Raw genomic sequence first — 15,927 nt, 5'->3', positions numbered from 1 at the left:
GTCGGCGATGGTGACCTTCGCGCAGGCGCAGGAGCGCGCGGAAGAGTGGATCAACGGGGATCTCCCGGCGTACCAGCATCGTGAGGTGCGGGTGCGCGAGTTCGATCTCGGGTTCGTGGTGTGGGCCGAGGACCGGGCGGACGGGCCGCGGTCGGACGGTGGTGCGCAGCGGCTGGTGATCGCGCGGGACAGCGGTGAGGCGACGTTGTGGCCCGGGCTGCCGGTGGGTGAGGTGATCCGCCGGTACGAGGAGGAGTACGGCCGTCCGGACGCGGCGGAGGAGCCGGCACCGGCGGCGTCTGCCGCGCGGGTGGATCTGAATCAGACGTCTTTCCTGTTGACTCCGCCGGAGTGGTTGCAGGATGCGGCGGACAAGCTGGGGATTCCGGATCGGCGGGGTGCGGGGGCCGGTGAGACGGGTTCGGCTCCGGCGGCTCCTTCGGTTCCTGCGTCTCCCGCGGCCTCTGCCGGTGTCGCCGGTGGTCCGCCTTCTTCCGGTGGGCCGGCTTCCGGTTCCGGTTCCACTTCTGGTGCCTCGGCCGGGGGCGCTGCGACCCCCGCCCAGGGGGCTCCCGTGGCGCCGGGGAGCGGTACGGCGTGGCCGGCCGCCGGGGGGAGTGACCCGGAGGCGGGCGACGGCTCGGCCGCCGGCCCGGGTGCTTCCGCCGCGCCGGGTGTGCCGGAGGGAGCGACGCCCTGGGCCGGTACGGACACCAACGGAGATGCCGGTGACGACCGTTCGGTATCGCTGCCCGCCACGGTCTTCGCGCCGCCGCTGAGCGAGGCCGACGGTGCCACGCCGCCGCCCGCGACGCCGCCCGACGCGCACACGGCCCTGATGTCGGGCGGCAGCCGGCTTCCGCCGACCGCGGTGACGCCGGCGGTGGACGGTCCGAACGCCCCGGGCTCCGGCCCGGCGGGTGGCCCGGGCTACGGCTACCCCTCGGGTCCGGCCACCGCGCCCGGTGTGCCGGGGACGCCGCCCGGTGGGGTGCCGCAGGGCGGTACGCCTGCGCCGGTGCCGGGTGGGCAGCCGTACGGCTATCCGCGGGGGGCGGGTGGCGGGGCCGCCGGTCCCGCCGACCCGGCCGGTCCGGGTGTGCCGGAGCGGCCGCTCGCGCCCAACGCCGGGGACATCGCCGACGCCGCGACCAGCAAGGCGGCTCCGCCGCCGGGCCGTGGGCGGGGCACGGGTCCGACCACGCCGCCTCCGCCGGGTGCTCCCGGTGCGCCGGGAGCGCGGCCGGGCAGCACGCCCCCGCCGTCGGGGCCCGGGGCTCCGGGTACTCCGGCGGGCGGTTACGTGCCTACGCAGCTTGTGTCGGCGCTCGGCCCTGACGGGCCGGGAGTTCCGGGAGCGTCTGGAGCGCCCGGCACGCCTGGAGGCCCTGGTTCCGAAGGTCCCGGTGTGCCCGGTGGCCCCGGGGGTTCTGCGGGGGCCGGTTCTCCGCAGGGGCCGAGTGCGCCGCTGCCTCCGCAACAGCCGACGGGGGCTCCGCATGCGCCCGGCGCGCCGCAGCCGCCTGGTCCCCCCGGCGCGCCGCAGCCGCCCGGCGCCCCCGGTGGTACGCCTCCGGGGGGTGTCCACCATGCCGCCACGATGTTTGCCGACCCCGGCCGGATGGGCCCGGGCGCGCCGCAGCCTCCGCAGCCGCCCGGTCCTCCTGGAGCGCCCGGCGCCCATCATCTGCCTGGCGCGCCGCAGCCGCCCGGCGCCCCTGGTGCTCCGGGTGTTCCTGGCGGCCCGGGCCCCGTGCATCATGCGGAGACCATGCTGGCCACACCGCCGGCGGGTGGCCCCGGCGTGCCTCCGCCGCCGCAGGCTCCCGGCGCGCCGCCCGCCGCGCCGGGAGCCCTGGGAGCACCGGGAGTACCTGGCGGGCCTGGTGGCCCGCCGCCCATGCCGCACGGCGGGGTGCCGGGGGCGGTGCCTCCAGGTATGCCGCCCGGCGCGATGCCTCCGGGCGCGATGCCGCCGCCGGGCCAGCCCGTCCCCGGGCAGCCGCCGGCGTACGGCTATCCGCAGCAGCCCACCGGGCAGCCGACGGTCGGCCCCGGCTACCAGGCCGTGCTGCGCTATCGCGCGCAGGACGGGTCCGAGCAGCAGCTGATCCGGCGTTCGGCGCCGGGCACTCCGCACCCGGAGTGGCAGATCTTCCACGAGCTGCGGGCCATGAACGTGCCCCCGGACCAGGTGCTGGAGCTGCACACCGAGCTGGAGTCGTGCGAGCTGCCGGGTGCGTACTGCGCGCGGATGATCCGGGAGCAGTGGCCGCAGGCGCGCATCACGAGCATCGCGCCGTACGGCACCGACCACGCGAGCCGGCAGCAGGGCATGCAGCAGCTGCTGGCCCACCAGGGCGAGTTGCACCAGGTGGCGGACGGCCCCGCGCGTCCGGCTCCGGTGCGCGCTCCGCTGCCGCCGGTGCAGCCGGTGCCGCCGATCCCGCCGGAGGCCATCGGGCAGGAACTGGGGGCCGCGTTCGGGCCGGGGGTGTTCCGGTTCGAGCAGGCCGCCGTGTCGCGGCAGGGTGTGCCGCCGGTGGTGGCGCACACGCTGGTGGCGGCCGGGCTGCCGATGGACATGGGCCCGTTCTTCTGGGCGCAGGCGCAGCCCGGGCGGCCGGTTCCGACGCTGGCGGAGCTGGCGGCCGAGCGCGGTGTGCAGCCGGCCTCGGACGCGGGCTCCTATCTGGTGATGGGCAGCGACTTCGGCAAGGCGATCTGCGTGCAGTACGGCACGGCGAACATCGTCGCCGTGCCGGTGGAGGCGGGGCCGGGCGGGGCGCCCGTGCCGCCGCAGTTCGTGAACACCGGGCTGCCGGAGTTCGCCCGCTGCCTGGCGCTGCTCGGGCGGATGTGGCGGCTGCGGTTCGGGCTGAACCAGGAGCAGGCGGGCCGCTGGACCGTCGACTTCCAGGCCCAGCTGGCCGCGCTCGACCCGGCGGCACTGGGCTCGCCGGAGAGCTGGTGGTCGGTGCTGCTGGAGCAGATGTGGGACGGACTGCTGTGAGCCGTCGCCGCTGAGGTGCCGCAAGGAGCCGGGTTCGGTCGCTCGTAGGACCGGGCCCGGCTCTTTTCATGCCCGTGCCGAAGATTCTTCGCGCGGGGCTGTCACACCTCCCTCCGCCGGTCCGTCAGTGCAGTGACAGCGACGCACGACGCACCGCCGACACAGGAGGCAGAGATCATGCAGGCACGGATGACGAACCCGGCGTACGTCCTTTCCGGCGCGATGAAGGGCATCGGCACCCTCTTCCAGGCGATCGGGGAGGGCGGCCTGGCACAGGACGTGGCGGAGATCGTCGGGCTGCGCGCCAGCCAGATCAACGGCTGCGGTGCGTGCGTGCACGGGCACGTCGCCAACCTCCGCAAGGCCGGGGTGAGCGAGGAGCGCATCGCGGCCGTCGCCGCCTGGCGGCACGCGCCCTTCTTCTCGGACGCCGAGCGCGCAGCTCTGAAGCTGACGGAGGCGATGACGCGGCTCTCCGACCTCTCGGGCGAGTCGGTGCCCGACGTGTTGTGGGACGAGGTGGCCGACCACTTCGACGAGAAGGAACTCTCCGCGCTGATCCTCACCGTCGCGGTCACGAACATGTTCAACCGCATCAACACGACGATCCAGGAGCCCGCGGGCACCACCTGGGGCTGACCATCGCCGCCCGTCCGGCCGCGAGGCCCTGCGCTCCGAGCGGAGTGTCGCGTTATGAACACTTCCGTCTGATCCACCAAGATGTGCGCTGAATCATCCCATTTCTGACGCGACTTCACGCGACTTCACGTCACTGTGGTGGAGAGGGGTCCGGATGAGCGGCGCGACGGCGTCACCGCACGGCTTCACGGCCGTGCGGGGGCGTGGCTACCGTTCCGAGCAGGTCGACGAGTACGCCGAGGCCCTCTCCGCGGACCGGGACGCGGCCTGGGAGAGAGCCGCCCGCCTGACGGTGCTCGCCCGGCGGATGGACGAGGAAGTGGCGCGGCTGCGCGAGGTTGCGACCCGGCTGGCCCCGCAGAACTACGAGACGCTCGGCGACCGGGCACGCCGGCTCTTCGAACTCGGCGAGCAGGAGGCCGCGGCCGTACGGGAGGGGGCGCGGGAAGAGGCGCGCCAACTCGTGGACGGGGCGCGGGCGTCCGCAGCCGGCGTGCGCGAATCCGCTCGGGCGCATGCCGAGGCCGTACGCGCCGACGCCGACGAGCGTGCCCGGCAGCGGCTGCTCGCCGCGCACGCCGAGGCCGACGAGACTCTGGGCGCGGCCCGGTGCGAGGCGCAGGAAGAGCGGGGCGAGGCCCTGGCCGCCTTGCGGGAGATGCGGCAGCGCACCTCCGGGATGCTGGCCGAGCAGGACAAGGAACGCGCCGAGCGGTGGGCGGAGACGGAGCGGGAGGAGGCCGCCCGCGAAGCGGCCCTCGACGCGCACCACGACGAGGCGGTGGCGCGCGCCGAGGCAGAACTGTCCGAGGCCGAGCGAACCTTCGCCGCCGCCGAGGACTCCGCCCGCGATCTGGAGGAAGAGGCTCACGCCCGTGCGGCGGAGCTGGTCGCCCGGGCGCGGGAGCACGCGGACGCCGCGGAGGCGGAGACGGACCGGCTCCTCCGCATGCACGCCGGGCAACGAGACGACGCCCTCGCACACATCGACCGCGTCCACACCAGCCTTACGGCGTGGGCGGGACGGGCGGCGGCGGAGTGACACCGTGGGCGGAGTGACACCGCCGACGGGTGCACACCTGCCGTTCGGCGCGCGGTCGGCGCCGCTGCCGCCCGTCGCCGCCGTCGCCGGTCCCGGGTGACGCGCCGGCGGCCGGGGTTCCGCCTCAGTTGTCCCTGCGTACCGCGCCCGCCAGGATCCAGCCCTCCACCGCCTCGTACTGGTGGCGCTGCTCCTCCGACTTCCGGCGGCCGGAGGCGATCGTGCCCAGCCAGCCGCAGGCGAAGCCCAGGGGTATCGAGAGCAGGCCCGTGGTGGTGAACGGGAACCAGTTGAAGTCGGCTTCGGGGAAGGCCGAGACGGGTGAGCCCGAGACCAGGTTGGTGCCCGGCATCAGCACCAGGACGGCCAGGGAGCCGCCGATGAGGGTGCTGAGCAGGCCCGTTCGCGTATAGCGGCGCCAGAAGAGGCTGTAGACCAGCGCGGGCGCGATGGCCGAGGCGCCCAGGCAGAAGGACAGCGTGACCAGCGGTTGCAGGCTGCGGTGCTGGACCTGGGTGGCCAGGAGGATCGCGGGGATGCCCACGGCCAGGGCCGACAGCCGTGCCACGGTCATCTCGCGCCGCGGCGACATCTCCTGCACCCGGGCCGCGAACACGTCGTGCGCGAGGGAGTTGGCGCAGGCCAGGATCATGCCGGCGACGGAGGCGAGCAGTGTGAGGAACACCGCCGTGGTGACGGTGGTGAACAGGAACGTCTCCGCCGACGACACGTCCCGCCCGAACGCGGCCTGCGAGCCCAGCAGATACGCCGTGTTGCCCTGCGGGTCGACCTGCGCGATCAGCTTCCGCCCGATCAGCGCGGTCGCGCCGAAGCCGACGACCGTGATGACCAGCACGAACAGGGCCACACCCGACACCGCCCAGGACATCGAGCGCCGCACCTGCCGGGCACTGGAGGCCGTGTACATGCGCATGGTGACGTGCGGCAGGACGCCACCGCCGAGGACCACCGTCAGCTGCGCGGTGATCATGTCCAGGTCGGGGCTGGGGCCGCCCGCGAACTGCAGGCCCGAGGAGAGGAACGCCGAGCCGACGCCGCTGTTCCGGGCGGCCGCGTCGAACAGGGCTCCCGGGTCCCAGTCGAACCGGTTCAGGATCAGGATCGCGACCACCATGCCGGAGCCGAGCAGCATCACGATCTTCAGGATCTGGATGAGGGCGGTGCCCTTCATCCCGCCGATCGCCGCGTAGCTGATCATCAGCGCGCCCACGCCGATGATGCAGCCCGTCTGCAGCGACTCGCCGGAGAAGCCGAGGATGAACGCCATCAACTGCCCGGTTCCCGCCAGCTGGACGAGCATCAGCGGCACCAGTGCGGCCAGGGTCACCGCGCAGGCGGCGATACGGACGGCGCGTCCCGGCATCCGGCGGGTCAGTGCGTCGCCCATGGTGAACCGGCCCGCGTTGCGCAACGGTTCGGCCAGCAGGAACATCAGCAGCATCAGGGACAGGGCCGTGCTCAGTGCCAGCACGATCCCGTCGTAGCCGAACAGGGCGATGACCCCGCCGGTGCCGAGGACGGTCGCGGCGGAGATGTAGTCACCGGCGATCGCCAGGCCGTTGCGCATGGGGGACAGGGAGCTGTAGCCGGTGTAGAACTCGTCCAGGTCGTCCCGGTCCGGGCCGGTCATCACGCACAGCAGCAGGGTGATGGTGGCGACGGCGGAGAAGCCGACGAGGGACATCGCCTGGGCGTTGCCGCTGAAGACGGTGTTCACCGTGCTCCCTCCCGCTTCGCGTCCAGTTCGGCGTGCCTGCGTATCCGGTCCGCGATCGGGTCGACGCGACGGCGGGCCGTCTGCTCGTACAGGGCGACCGCGAGCCAGGTCACGGGAACCTGGACGAGCGCCAGCAGCAGGCCGGTGGGCAGGCCGTCGGTGACGGTGCTCGTCATGAACGAGGGCGCGAACGCCGACAGGATCAGGAACAGGACGAAGTAGCCGAGTGCCGTGAGCGTGGCCACGCGCCGCTGCCAGCGGTAGGCGCTGCGCAATACCCGCAGGTCGCTGTGGTGTCCGAGCGCGGTGTGGCGTTGGGGGCGCCGTCCGGCCGGCTCGGGAGCGTCCTGCGGTGCCCAGGGATAGGTGTCGTACGTGTACGGATCGTGGGACGAGGGTGGATGGGGTGGCCGGTACGGGTAGGACGGGGACGGGTCGTAGGACATCCCGGTTCTCCTTGCGCGGGTGGGATCCGGTGCGGCGGGCCGCAGGGAGGTGGGGGGCGGGAGCCACGCACGCTACTTCGGAGTAGGGGTCCTGCGCGAGGGTTTCTGCAAACTGATCGGTCGGTATGCGCTTACCTTTCCGACCTCGGGTGTTACCCGCGGTGACTCGGCTTTTCGAGGTTCCCCGGTGCGTCAACCGCGGTGGATCAGCGCCACGGACGCGGGTACTTCGGCGTGATCGTCGGCGGTCGCCCGGAAGGCCGGTCGCCGGTCGGTCCGTCGCGGGACCGAACTCCCCGCGGGGGTCGTGAAGTTGACGTCGGCCCTCCCTCCGGCCGGCACGCGTATGCGTGTCTCCCGCTGTCCCTGGCCGGCCCGCACGGTCCATCCGCCGCCGACCGGTCGTGCCGAGACGGTCACCTCGAGGGCGTCGCGATCCGGGTGGCCCAGCGGGTCCTGGCGATGACTGCCGGGATCTGGCACAACCACCAGACCGGTGAACGCGTCACCCGCTCGCTGATCGCGTTTGACCACTGACGGCATTCGGCAGTGATTGCAGGCAGGCTCCTGCCGAGTCAGATGACCTCGGTCTGCTGCGGGGTCACGCAGTGGGAGTACTCGCCAACCTGGACGATGTAGCCCTTCGGCGGCTCCAAGGACGTCGTCCACCAAATCCCGGCGATTTCCCCGACAGCTTCCGTCGTCGCGCCCAGTGTGTCCGACTCCAAGCGGATTCGGACGCGAGTTCCTTCGGGCAGGTCGCTGCGATAGCGGGGCGGCATGTCGGGATGAAGCCCTCCACGGGAGACCAGGAACTCCGACCGCAGCCTCCAGGGGCTGCCGTCCTCGGTCTCCACCGCGTAGAGCGGTCCGACGTGGCCATCACGCTCGTCCTGCTCGATGACACACGCGACGATCACACCGCGGTTACCCACGATATCCGGCCCAAGCCAGCCCAGTTTCGGAATCGGTGGGTGTGGCGTCGCCAGTTCCACCATCTCGCCGTAGACCAGCGTGGCCTGCTCGGGCCAGGGAGTCTCGTCCAAAAGCCATCGATGCTCGACGGTCATGAGCCCCTCCTCTTCATAGCCTCGGCAGACCACCACACCATGACGACGAGGCGTCCGGACGGAGCGGTATGGCCAGTTCTCCAGTCGCGCGCTCATGAGGCTCCGGCCGGGCCGCGACCACCGTCACATCGGATCTACTCGTCTAGTAGCAGGGGCTGTCGGAGGCCGCGTCGAGGTGGTGGCGCTCGTAGCGGACTCCCGGCCGTCCGCTCACCGTGATGTTCTCCACCCGGATGAAGCCGCTGCGGGCCAGGACCTTCATGGAAGCGGGGTTGTCCAGGGTCGTGACCGCGGTGAGGGACGTCAGGCCGTATTCGGCGGCAGCCAGCCGGCACACCTGCGCCACGGCTGCCGTCGCCACGCCCCGGCCGGCCGCCTGTTCGCCGACGCGGTAGCCGAGTTCGGCGCTCCCGTCCACCAGGTCCAGCAGGTTCACCCGGCCGATCAGCTCGCCGTCCTCCCCGAGGACTACGTGGAAGCGGCACACGCGCGCGTGCTGCTCGTCGAGGAGCGCCCGAAGCCGTGCGGCGAACCCCGTCGCCGTGAAGAAGGCATCCCCGCGGTCCGGCACCGTGCGGGCGAAGTACGCCCGGTTCTCCCGCTCGAAGGCCAGCAACGCGTCCGCGTGTTCCGCCCGTAAGGGCTCCAAGGTCACCATGGGCGCGAGGATACGGACGCGCTCAGTCCTTCAGCACCGGAAACTTCCGGGGCGCGAGGAACAGCAGCACCAGGAACGCCAGGGCCGCCGCGCACGCCGCCCCAAGGTAGACCGCGTGCACGGCGTCGGCGATGGCCCGCCGGGTCGCCTCCGGCGCGCTGCCCGAGTCGAGTGCCCGCGTCACCGAGTCGAGGTCACCCGCGCCGCCGAGCCGCGAGGCCAGCACCCCGTTGGCGACCGCGCCGAACACCGCAGCGCCGATCGTCTGGCCGGTCTGGCGGCAGAACAGCACGGACGCGGTCGTCGTACCGCGCTCCGCCCATCCCACCGTCGACTGCACACCGACGATGAGCGGCAGCTGGAACAGGCCCAGCGCGGCGCCGAGCAGCAGCATCAGCAGGGTCGGCTGCCAGGCCTGTCCGGGGTAGGGCAGGAAGGGGAACGCGAACAGGATCAGTGAGGCCGTGCCGATGCCCAGCATCGCCGTGTTGCGGAAGCCGATCCTGCGGTACACGTGCTGGCTCAGCGCCGCCGACACCGGCCAGCTCAACGTCCAGACGGACAGGACGAATCCGGCGGCCACGGGCGCGAGGCCCAGCACCGACTGGGCGTAGGTGGGCAGGAAGACCGACGGCGCGACCATCAGCAGGCCCAGCGCGCCCAGGGCCAGATTGACCGCGGCGATCGTACGGCGCCGCCACACCCAGCCCGGGATGATCGGCTCCGCCGCCCGGCGCTCCACCAGCACCACGACCGCGACCAGGGCGAGTCCCGTACCGAACAGGGCCAGTGAGGGCACCGAGAGCCACGGCCATGCCACCCCGCCCTGCACCAGGGCGGTGAGCAGAACGCCGCCGCAGGCGAACACCGCGAGCGCGCCCGCCCAGTCCACGCGCGCGTGCGCAGTGGTTTCCCGCTCCGGCTCGTGGAGGTGACGCACGATCAGCCACAGTGCGAGCGTGCCGATCGGCAGGTTGATCAGGAAGATCCAGCGCCAGTCCGCGTACGCGGCGAGCACCCCGCCGAGCCCGGGGCCGGCGACCGCGGAGACCGCCCACACCGTCGACAGCTTCGACTGGATCTTCGGCCGGTCCTTCAGCGGGTACAGGTCGGCGGCGAGTGTCTGCACCGTGCCCTGGAGCGCGCCGCCGCCCAGACCCTGCACGATGCGGAAGGCGATGAGCGCCCCCATGTTCCAGGCCAGCGCGCACAGCAGCGACCCGAGGAGGAAGAGCACCGACCCCGCTATGAGGACCGGCTTGCGGCCGAAGGTGTCCGAGAGCTTGCCGTAGAGGGGCAGGGTGACGGTCACGGCCAGGAGATAGCCGGAGAACAGCCAGGAGAAGACGGAGAAACCGCCCAGGTCCCCGACGATCTGCGGGACGGCGGTCGAGACGATGGTCGCGTCGAGCGCCGCCAGCGCCATCGAGAGCATCAGCGCCGCGACGACGGCTCCGCGCCGGCCGGCCGCGGCGGGTCGTGCGGCCTCACGTTCCGCGGAACTGGTGCTGCCCACCCCGGCCCTCCCCCTCGCCCCGGCCACACCCTCGCCCCCGGGCCCGTCGCTCATGTCTGCCCCTTGCACCTACCTGCCGCGGACAGCTTCCCACTTGACCCTGACGCAGCGGGAGGGTGGAGCCTGAGTGAGCCCACGGGTGGAGCCGACCCTGAGACGGACTCCACCCTTCGGTGGACTGCCCCTAGGGGTACCTCCGTACTACGACCTGGGGAGGGTTCGTACCGGCGGAGGACGAGACGGGCAGGGGCCCGTCCTTAACCTGGCTTTACGCCGCCGGGGGGCGGTTGGCACACCTGCGGGGGTGGGGTTTTCCACAGCAAAAGACTGCGCTGAACACCAGGGCGCGGGACCCCTCCCCGCCGCGAGACTGAAACACGCCGGACCGGTTCCAGGTCCGGCACCGCGCACAGCGGTTGCCGCCGGGCGACCGTCTTCACCATCTGCTGACCGATATAGGAGACATACCGTGACTTCGGCTGTAACCATTCCCAGGCACGGGGGCACTGGAGGGCGTACGGCCGTTGCCGCGCGGGCGCGGCAGGTCGTGAAGGCGTACGGATCCGGTGAGACCCGTGTCGTCGCCCTCGACCACGTCGACGTGGACATCGCACGCGGCCAGTTCACCGCGATCATGGGCCCCTCGGGATCCGGCAAGTCCACCCTCATGCACTGCCTGGCCGGGCTCGACACCGTGACGGACGGCCAGATCTACCTCGACGAGACCGAGATCACCGGCCTGAAGGACAAGAAGCTCACGCGGCTGCGCCGGGACCGGATCGGGTTCATCTTCCAGGCGTTCAACCTTCTGCCGACGCTGAACGCGATCGAGAACATCACCCTGCCCATGGACATCGCGGGCCGCAAGCCCGACAAGGAGTGGCTGACCCGGGTCGTGGAGACCGTCGGGCTCGCCGACCGCCTCAAGCACCGGCCCACCCAGCTCTCCGGCGGCCAGCAGCAGCGCGTCGCCGTGGCGCGGGCGCTCGCCGCCCGGCCCGAGATCATCTTCGGGGACGAACCGACCGGAAACCTCGACTCCCGCGCCGGCGCCGAGGTCCTCGGCTTCCTGCGCCGGTCGGTCGACGAGCTGGGCCAGACCATCGTGATGGTCACCCACGACCCGGTGGCCGCCAGCTACGCGGACCGGGTGCTGTACCTCGCCGACGGCCGCATCGTCGACGAGATGTTCAAGCCGACCGCGGAGGCCGTCCTCGACCGCATGAAGGACTTCGACGCCCGGGGGCGCACGTCATGACCGTCATGAAGACCTCGATGCGCAACTTCCTCGCGCACAAGGGGCGGATGGCGCTCTCCGCGATCGCCGTCCTGCTGTCGGTCGGCTTCGTCTGCGGCACGCTCGTCTTCACGGACACCATGTCGACCACGTTCGACAAGCTCTTCGCTGCCACGTCCTCGGACGTGACGGTGAGTGCCAAGGGGGCCTCCGACGGCGGTGAGACGACCGCGGACAACGGCAAGCCGCCGGTCATGCCGGCCTCCGTGCTGGACGAGGTCCGCAAGGTGCAGGGCGTGAAGTCCGCCGAGGGCTCGGTGTTCTCCACCTCGGTCACCGTCGTCGACGCCGACAAGGACAACCTGTCGCCCTCCAGCGGCGCCCCGACCGTCGTCGGCAGCTGGAACGCCAACGAGGCCCGCACCATGAAGATCACCACCGGTGCGGCTCCCAGGAGCGCCGACCAGATCATGGTCGACGCCGACACCGCCGACAAGCACGACCTGAAGCTCGGCGACGAGATCGGCGTCATCAGCGCCGTCGGCACCCACACCGCGAAGATCTCCGGCATCGCCGACTTCACCGTGACCAACCCCGGCGCCGCGATCTTCTACCTCGACACCAGGACCGCCCAGCAGTCGCTGGTCGGCGAGAGCGACGTCTACACCAACGTCAACGTCACCGCGGCCGCCGGTGTCAGCGACGCACAGCTGAAGAAGAACGTCACGGCCGAACTCGGCGGCGGCTTCCAGGTGAAGACGGCCAAGGAGACCGCCGACGCCGGTCAGAAGGACGTGGCGGGCTTCATGAACGTCATGAAGTACGCGATGCTCGGCTTCGCCGGGATCGCCTTCCTCGTCGGCATCTTCCTGATCATCAACACCTTCTCCATGCTGGTCGCCCAGCGCACCCGGGAGATCGGCCTGATGCGGGCCATCGGCTCCTCCCGCAAGCAGGTCAACCGCTCCGTGCTGGCCGAGGCGCTGCTGCTCGGTGTGGTCGGCTCGCTGCTCGGCGTCGGCGCGGGCGTCGGCCTCGCCGTCGGCCTGATGAAGCTCATGGGCCAGATGGGCATGGAACTGTCCACCGACGACCTCACGGTGGCCTGGACGACCCCGGTGGTCGGCCTCGTCCTCGGCGTGGTCGTCACCGTGCTGGCCGCCTACCTGCCCGCCCGGCGCGCCGGCAAGATCTCCCCGATGGCCGCCCTGCGCGACGCGGGAGCCCCCGCGGACGCCAAGGCCGGCTGGATCCGCGCCGCGATCGGCACGGTCCTCACCGGGACCGGCGGCTTCGCCCTCTACCTCGCCGCGGCGGCCGACAAGGCCAAGGACGGCTCCCTGTGGCTCGGCCTCGGCGTCGTGCTGACGCTGATCGGCTTCGTCGTCATCGGCCCGCTGCTCGCCGGCGGTGTGGTCCGCGTCCTGGGCGCCGTGCTGCTCCGCATGTTCGGCCCCGTCGGCCGCATGGCCGAGCGCAACGCCCTGCGCAACCCGCGCCGCACCGGCGCGACCGGCGCCGCGCTGATGATCGGCCTCGCCCTGGTGGCGAGCCTGTCCGTGGTCGGCTCCTCCATGGTGGCGTCCGCCACCGACCAGCTCGACAAGACCGTCGGCACGGACTTCATCATCCAGTCCGACAGCGGCCAGCTGGTCACCCCGCAGGCGGTCAAGGCCGTGAAGTCGTCGCCGGACCTGGCGCGGGTCACCGAGTACAAGTGGACCAAGGCCGACTTCACCACCCCGGACGGCAAGACGCTCAAGGACACGGCGATCACGGCGGCCGACCCGTCGTACGCCACCGACCTGCGCACCGAGACCGTCGCCGGCAAGCTCCCCGACGCCTACAAGCCCGACTCGATGTCGGTCCACGAGAAGTTCGCCAAGGACCACGGCATCAGCCTCGGGTCCAAGATCAAGGTCGCCTTCAAGGACGGCTCCGCGGCCGACCTGACGGTCCGGGCGATCACCAGCAGCGACGTCGTGATCGACGCGGGCGCGATGTACACCTCCATCTCGACGATGGCCAAGTACGTCCCGGCCGACAAGATGCCGCTGGACTCGCTGGTCTTCGCCAGCGCCAAGGAAGGGCAGCAGGACGCCGCCTACAAGTCCCTGAAGACGGCGCTGCACGACTACCCGCAGTACACCGTGCGCGACCAGACCGACTACAAGCAGGCCCTGAAGGACCAGATCGGCCAGCTGCTCAACATGATCTACGGCCTGCTGGCCCTGGCGATCATCGTCGCCATCCTGGGCGTGGTGAACACCCTGGCCCTGTCGGTGGTGGAGCGCACCCGGGAGATCGGCCTGATGCGGGCCATCGGCCTCTCCCGCCGCCAGCTGCGCCGCATGATCCGCATGGAGTCGGTCGTCATCGCCCTCTTCGGTGCCCTGCTGGGCCTCGGACTGGGCATGGGCTGGGGCGCCACGGCACAGCAGCTGCTCGCCCTGGAGGGCCTGATGGTCCTGGACATCCCCTGGCCGACGATCATCGGCGTCTTCATCGGCTCTGCGTTCGTGGGCCTGTTCGCCGCCCTGATCCCGGCGTTCCGGGCGGGCCGGATGAACGTCCTCAACGCGATCGCCACCGAGTAGCCGGAGGCGCCCGAGACCACCGCACACGGGGGTTGCGGGGGACGGGCCCGCCCCGGAGGTCTCCGCCTCCGGGGCGGGCCCGACGGCTTGCAGGACGGGGTGGGTGTGCTTCGCGCCGTGCCGGCGAGTCACTCAGGGGGCGGGCCCATGCGGGGCGGGTGCGATGCCCCCGCTGCGTCAGACACCGGCCCTCGCCGTCCGGCGCTCCAGAACCACGTACCCGGCCGCCTCGCCCGCGACCGCGTACTCGGCGAGGGGATGCAGCGTCCGGGCGTACCCCACGGGGTCGCGGTACCTGCCGTCGATGTTCTCCAGGGCGATGTAGTCGGGGAGGACACCCCGCGTGTCGCCCAGCCAGAAGACCCGGCAGCGCGCGGTGAGGCGGCTGATCGGGCCGATGTTGGCCTCGACCGTGGCGTCGTCGGGAATCCGCGCCAGTAGCCGTTCCACATCGGACACCGCGGCCGGCCTGCGGTAGACCTCGGCCTCGGTGAGCTGCGCCAGCGGCAGTGACGTGGTCAGCGCCAGGGCCGCCGCGGCGACGGCGGCCGGCAGGTGAGCGGCGTAGGAACGCAGCCACGCGCGCGTGCCGCGGTGAACCGCCGGGAGCGCGTCGGCGAGGGCGAGGAAGACGACCGGCATCAGGACCGCGCTGTAGTGCCAGTCGGTACCCCAGTAGTGCTCGTCGCCGGAGAGGAACCGCCAGCCGAGCGTCGGCAGCGCGACCAGCAGCAGCGGGGAGCGCAGCGCGAGCAGGCCCGAGGTCGGGACCAGCAGCCAGGCGAGCGTGCGCAGCTTGCTGCCGGCACCGTCGAAGGGGCTGCCCGCACCGCTGACCTTGCTCCAGTAGTCGTAGCCGCCCGAGGTGTTGAACGCGGGGACGACCACCGTCAGGACGAGCACGGTCGCCGCCATGCCGAACACCGCCATGGCGAGCGCGTACCGGACCGTCCGCGGTGACGAACCGCGCGCCCGCCAGGCGACGACGAGTGCGATCGCGGTCAGCGTCAGCCCCAGGTCCTCCTTCACCAGCACCAGGGGAAGCGCCCACCCCAGGGCCGCGCGCGGGCGCCGCGCGAGGAGGGCCTCCAGGGAGAAGGCGATCAGCGGGACGGCGAAGCAGATCTCGTGGAAGTCGAAGTCGACGGCGCGCTGGATGCCCCACGACAGCCCGTACGCGAGGCCGAGCGCGAGCCCGCAGCGACCACCCAGGAGACGGGTGGCGGCCCGCGTCACCGGCACGGCGGACAGCGCGAAGAGCGCGGCCTGCGCGACCAGCAGCGTGACCGGCGAGGGGAAGAGCCGGTACACCGGCGCGAGCAGCGCGGTCACCGGGCTGAAGTGGTCCCCGAGGATGACGAACCCCGGCCCCTTGAGGTCGGCCACCGGCGCCCGCAGCCGCGCGTAGGCGCGCACGGCCTGCTCGAAGATGCCCAGGTCCCAGGAGAGGGTCGCCATGTGCCGGTAGCGGCCGACGGAGACGACCGTGTAGGCGGCGAAGAGCACGGCCGCGAGGGCCCAGGGCTCAGCTCGCACGCGGCCGGGCTGCCGGTCGCCCCGGGGGCGGGCGACCGGCGCCGGTATGCGGGGCTGCGAGACCTGGACGGGCATAGGGAAAGGACCCCTAAGGGGTGCGGGGAACGGCCTGAAGGACGTCCGGCCGATCATGCCGGGGCGGAAACAACGGGTGGGGATGATGTTGTGAAGGTTGGGCGGCCGAATCCCCACGTGGCCGCCGGCGTGCCGTGGGAGCCGGGACTTCCCCTGTCCGGCGCGCCCTCCCGGGGCCGCGCCGGACAGGGCGGCTGTTCGCCCCGGGGAGAACGGGCGTTATCCACAGGCCCGCCGCGCGGGCGCGCATCGTCGTACGCTGGAGACCCCCGGCCCGCGGCGCGCGTCAGGCCCGTCGTCTTGCCCACCCTCTGCTTTCGACTTGCCCACCCCCGCCCGTCGACTCGCCCACCCCCTGGA

General features: G+C 72.2%; 11 protein-coding genes and 1 pseudogene. 6 read left to right on the top strand and 6 right to left on the bottom strand.

Features of this window, described 5'->3' with window-relative positions:
- Window positions 1-7: 7 nt before the first annotated feature.
- The 3 genes from A4E84_RS40775 to A4E84_RS16375 all read left to right on the top strand — a co-directional run bounded on the left by A4E84_RS40775 (window position 8) and on the right by A4E84_RS16375 (window position 4,694).
- A complete protein-coding gene (locus A4E84_RS40775; RefSeq protein ID WP_079128986.1) occupies window positions 8-3,013 on the top strand; it encodes an SUKH-4 family immunity protein in 3,006 nt (1,001 codons plus the stop codon).
- Between the two features lie 177 nt (window positions 3,014-3,190).
- On the top strand, window positions 3,191-3,652 hold the full coding sequence (locus A4E84_RS16380; protein WP_062927297.1) for a carboxymuconolactone decarboxylase family protein: 462 nt from the start codon (window positions 3,191-3,193) through the stop codon (window positions 3,650-3,652).
- Window positions 3,653-3,806: 154 nt separating this feature from the next.
- Complete coding sequence (locus A4E84_RS16375) at window positions 3,807-4,694, top strand: hypothetical protein (protein ID WP_062927296.1); 888 nt, start codon at window positions 3,807-3,809, stop codon at window positions 4,692-4,694.
- A 124-nt stretch (window positions 4,695-4,818) separates the two neighbouring features.
- On the opposite strand, the gene A4E84_RS16370 is transcribed toward A4E84_RS16375, so the two are convergent.
- On the bottom strand, window positions 4,819-6,399 hold the full coding sequence (locus tag A4E84_RS16370; protein WP_062931471.1) for a sodium/solute symporter: 1,581 nt from the start codon (window positions 6,397-6,399) through the stop codon (window positions 4,819-4,821).
- 29 nt (window positions 6,400-6,428) lie between these two features.
- A complete protein-coding gene (locus A4E84_RS16365) occupies window positions 6,429-6,878 on the bottom strand; it encodes a DUF485 domain-containing protein (protein WP_062927295.1) in 450 nt (149 codons plus the stop codon).
- 423 nt (window positions 6,879-7,301) lie between these two features.
- Between A4E84_RS16365 and A4E84_RS45945 the strand changes: the two are divergent.
- Window positions 7,302-7,415 (top strand): annotated as a pseudogene (locus tag A4E84_RS45945) (IS982 family transposase); the annotation flags it as partial.
- 38 nt (window positions 7,416-7,453) lie between these two features.
- Here A4E84_RS45945 and A4E84_RS16355 read toward each other — a convergent pair.
- From A4E84_RS16355 to A4E84_RS16345, 3 genes are all read right to left on the bottom strand, one after another.
- Window positions 7,454-7,948: a hypothetical protein gene (locus tag A4E84_RS16355; RefSeq protein WP_062927293.1), complete on the bottom strand. Its 495-nt coding sequence runs from the start codon at window positions 7,946-7,948 to the stop codon at window positions 7,454-7,456.
- A gap of 142 nt (window positions 7,949-8,090) precedes the next feature.
- Window positions 8,091-8,606, bottom strand: coding sequence for a GNAT family N-acetyltransferase (locus A4E84_RS16350; protein ID WP_062927292.1), 516 nt, complete (start codon window positions 8,604-8,606; stop codon window positions 8,091-8,093).
- 22 nt (window positions 8,607-8,628) lie between these two features.
- A complete protein-coding gene (locus A4E84_RS16345; protein WP_062927291.1) occupies window positions 8,629-10,122 on the bottom strand; it encodes an MFS transporter in 1,494 nt (497 codons plus the stop codon).
- Between the two features lie 469 nt (window positions 10,123-10,591).
- On the opposite strand from A4E84_RS16345, the gene A4E84_RS16340 reads away from it, so the two are divergent.
- Together A4E84_RS16340 and A4E84_RS16335 are read left to right on the top strand one after the other, a co-directional pair.
- Window positions 10,592-11,380 (top strand): ABC transporter ATP-binding protein, encoded by a 789-nt coding sequence (locus A4E84_RS16340; protein ID WP_062927290.1) that lies wholly within the window; start codon window positions 10,592-10,594, stop codon window positions 11,378-11,380.
- Window positions 11,377-13,956: an ABC transporter permease gene (locus A4E84_RS16335; protein ID WP_062927289.1), complete on the top strand. Its 2,580-nt coding sequence runs from the start codon at window positions 11,377-11,379 to the stop codon at window positions 13,954-13,956. Before A4E84_RS16340 ends, A4E84_RS16335 begins: the two co-directional genes overlap by 4 nt.
- A 177-nt stretch (window positions 13,957-14,133) precedes the next feature.
- On the opposite strand, the gene A4E84_RS16330 is transcribed toward A4E84_RS16335, so the two are convergent.
- A complete protein-coding gene (locus A4E84_RS16330; protein ID WP_062927288.1) occupies window positions 14,134-15,567 on the bottom strand; it encodes a DUF2079 domain-containing protein in 1,434 nt (477 codons plus the stop codon).
- Between the last annotated feature and the right edge of the window lie 360 nt (window positions 15,568-15,927).

The organism is Streptomyces qaidamensis, from assembly GCF_001611795.1.
In the GTDB taxonomy this organism is placed as follows: Bacteria; Actinomycetota; Actinomycetes; order Streptomycetales; family Streptomycetaceae; genus Streptomyces; species Streptomyces qaidamensis.
This window is presented reverse-complemented; position numbering and strand designations above follow the sequence as displayed.

Bases quoted from the DNA above. Each gene is read 5' to 3' on its own strand.
- A4E84_RS16365 (WP_062927295.1), bottom strand. From the start codon at position 6,878: ATGTCCTACGACCCGTCCCCGTCCTACCCGTACCGGCCACCCCATCCA.
- A4E84_RS16355 (WP_062927293.1), bottom strand. From the start codon at position 7,948: ATGACCGTCGAGCATCGATGGCTTTTGGACGAGACTCCCTGGCCCGAG.
- A4E84_RS16335 (WP_062927289.1), top strand. From the start codon at position 11,377: ATGACCGTCATGAAGACCTCGATGCGCAACTTCCTCGCGCACAAGGGG.
- A4E84_RS16380 (WP_062927297.1), top strand. From the start codon at position 3,191: ATGCAGGCACGGATGACGAACCCGGCGTACGTCCTTTCCGGCGCGATG.
- A4E84_RS16350 (WP_062927292.1), bottom strand. From the start codon at position 8,606: ATGGTGACCTTGGAGCCCTTACGGGCGGAACACGCGGACGCGTTGCTG.
- A4E84_RS16375 (WP_062927296.1), top strand. From the start codon at position 3,807: ATGAGCGGCGCGACGGCGTCACCGCACGGCTTCACGGCCGTGCGGGGG.
- A4E84_RS16330 (WP_062927288.1), bottom strand. From the start codon at position 15,567: ATGCCCGTCCAGGTCTCGCAGCCCCGCATACCGGCGCCGGTCGCCCGC.
- A4E84_RS16370 (WP_062931471.1), bottom strand. From the start codon at position 6,399: ATGTCCCTCGTCGGCTTCTCCGCCGTCGCCACCATCACCCTGCTGCTG.
- A4E84_RS40775 (WP_079128986.1), top strand. From the start codon at position 8: ATGGTGACCTTCGCGCAGGCGCAGGAGCGCGCGGAAGAGTGGATCAAC.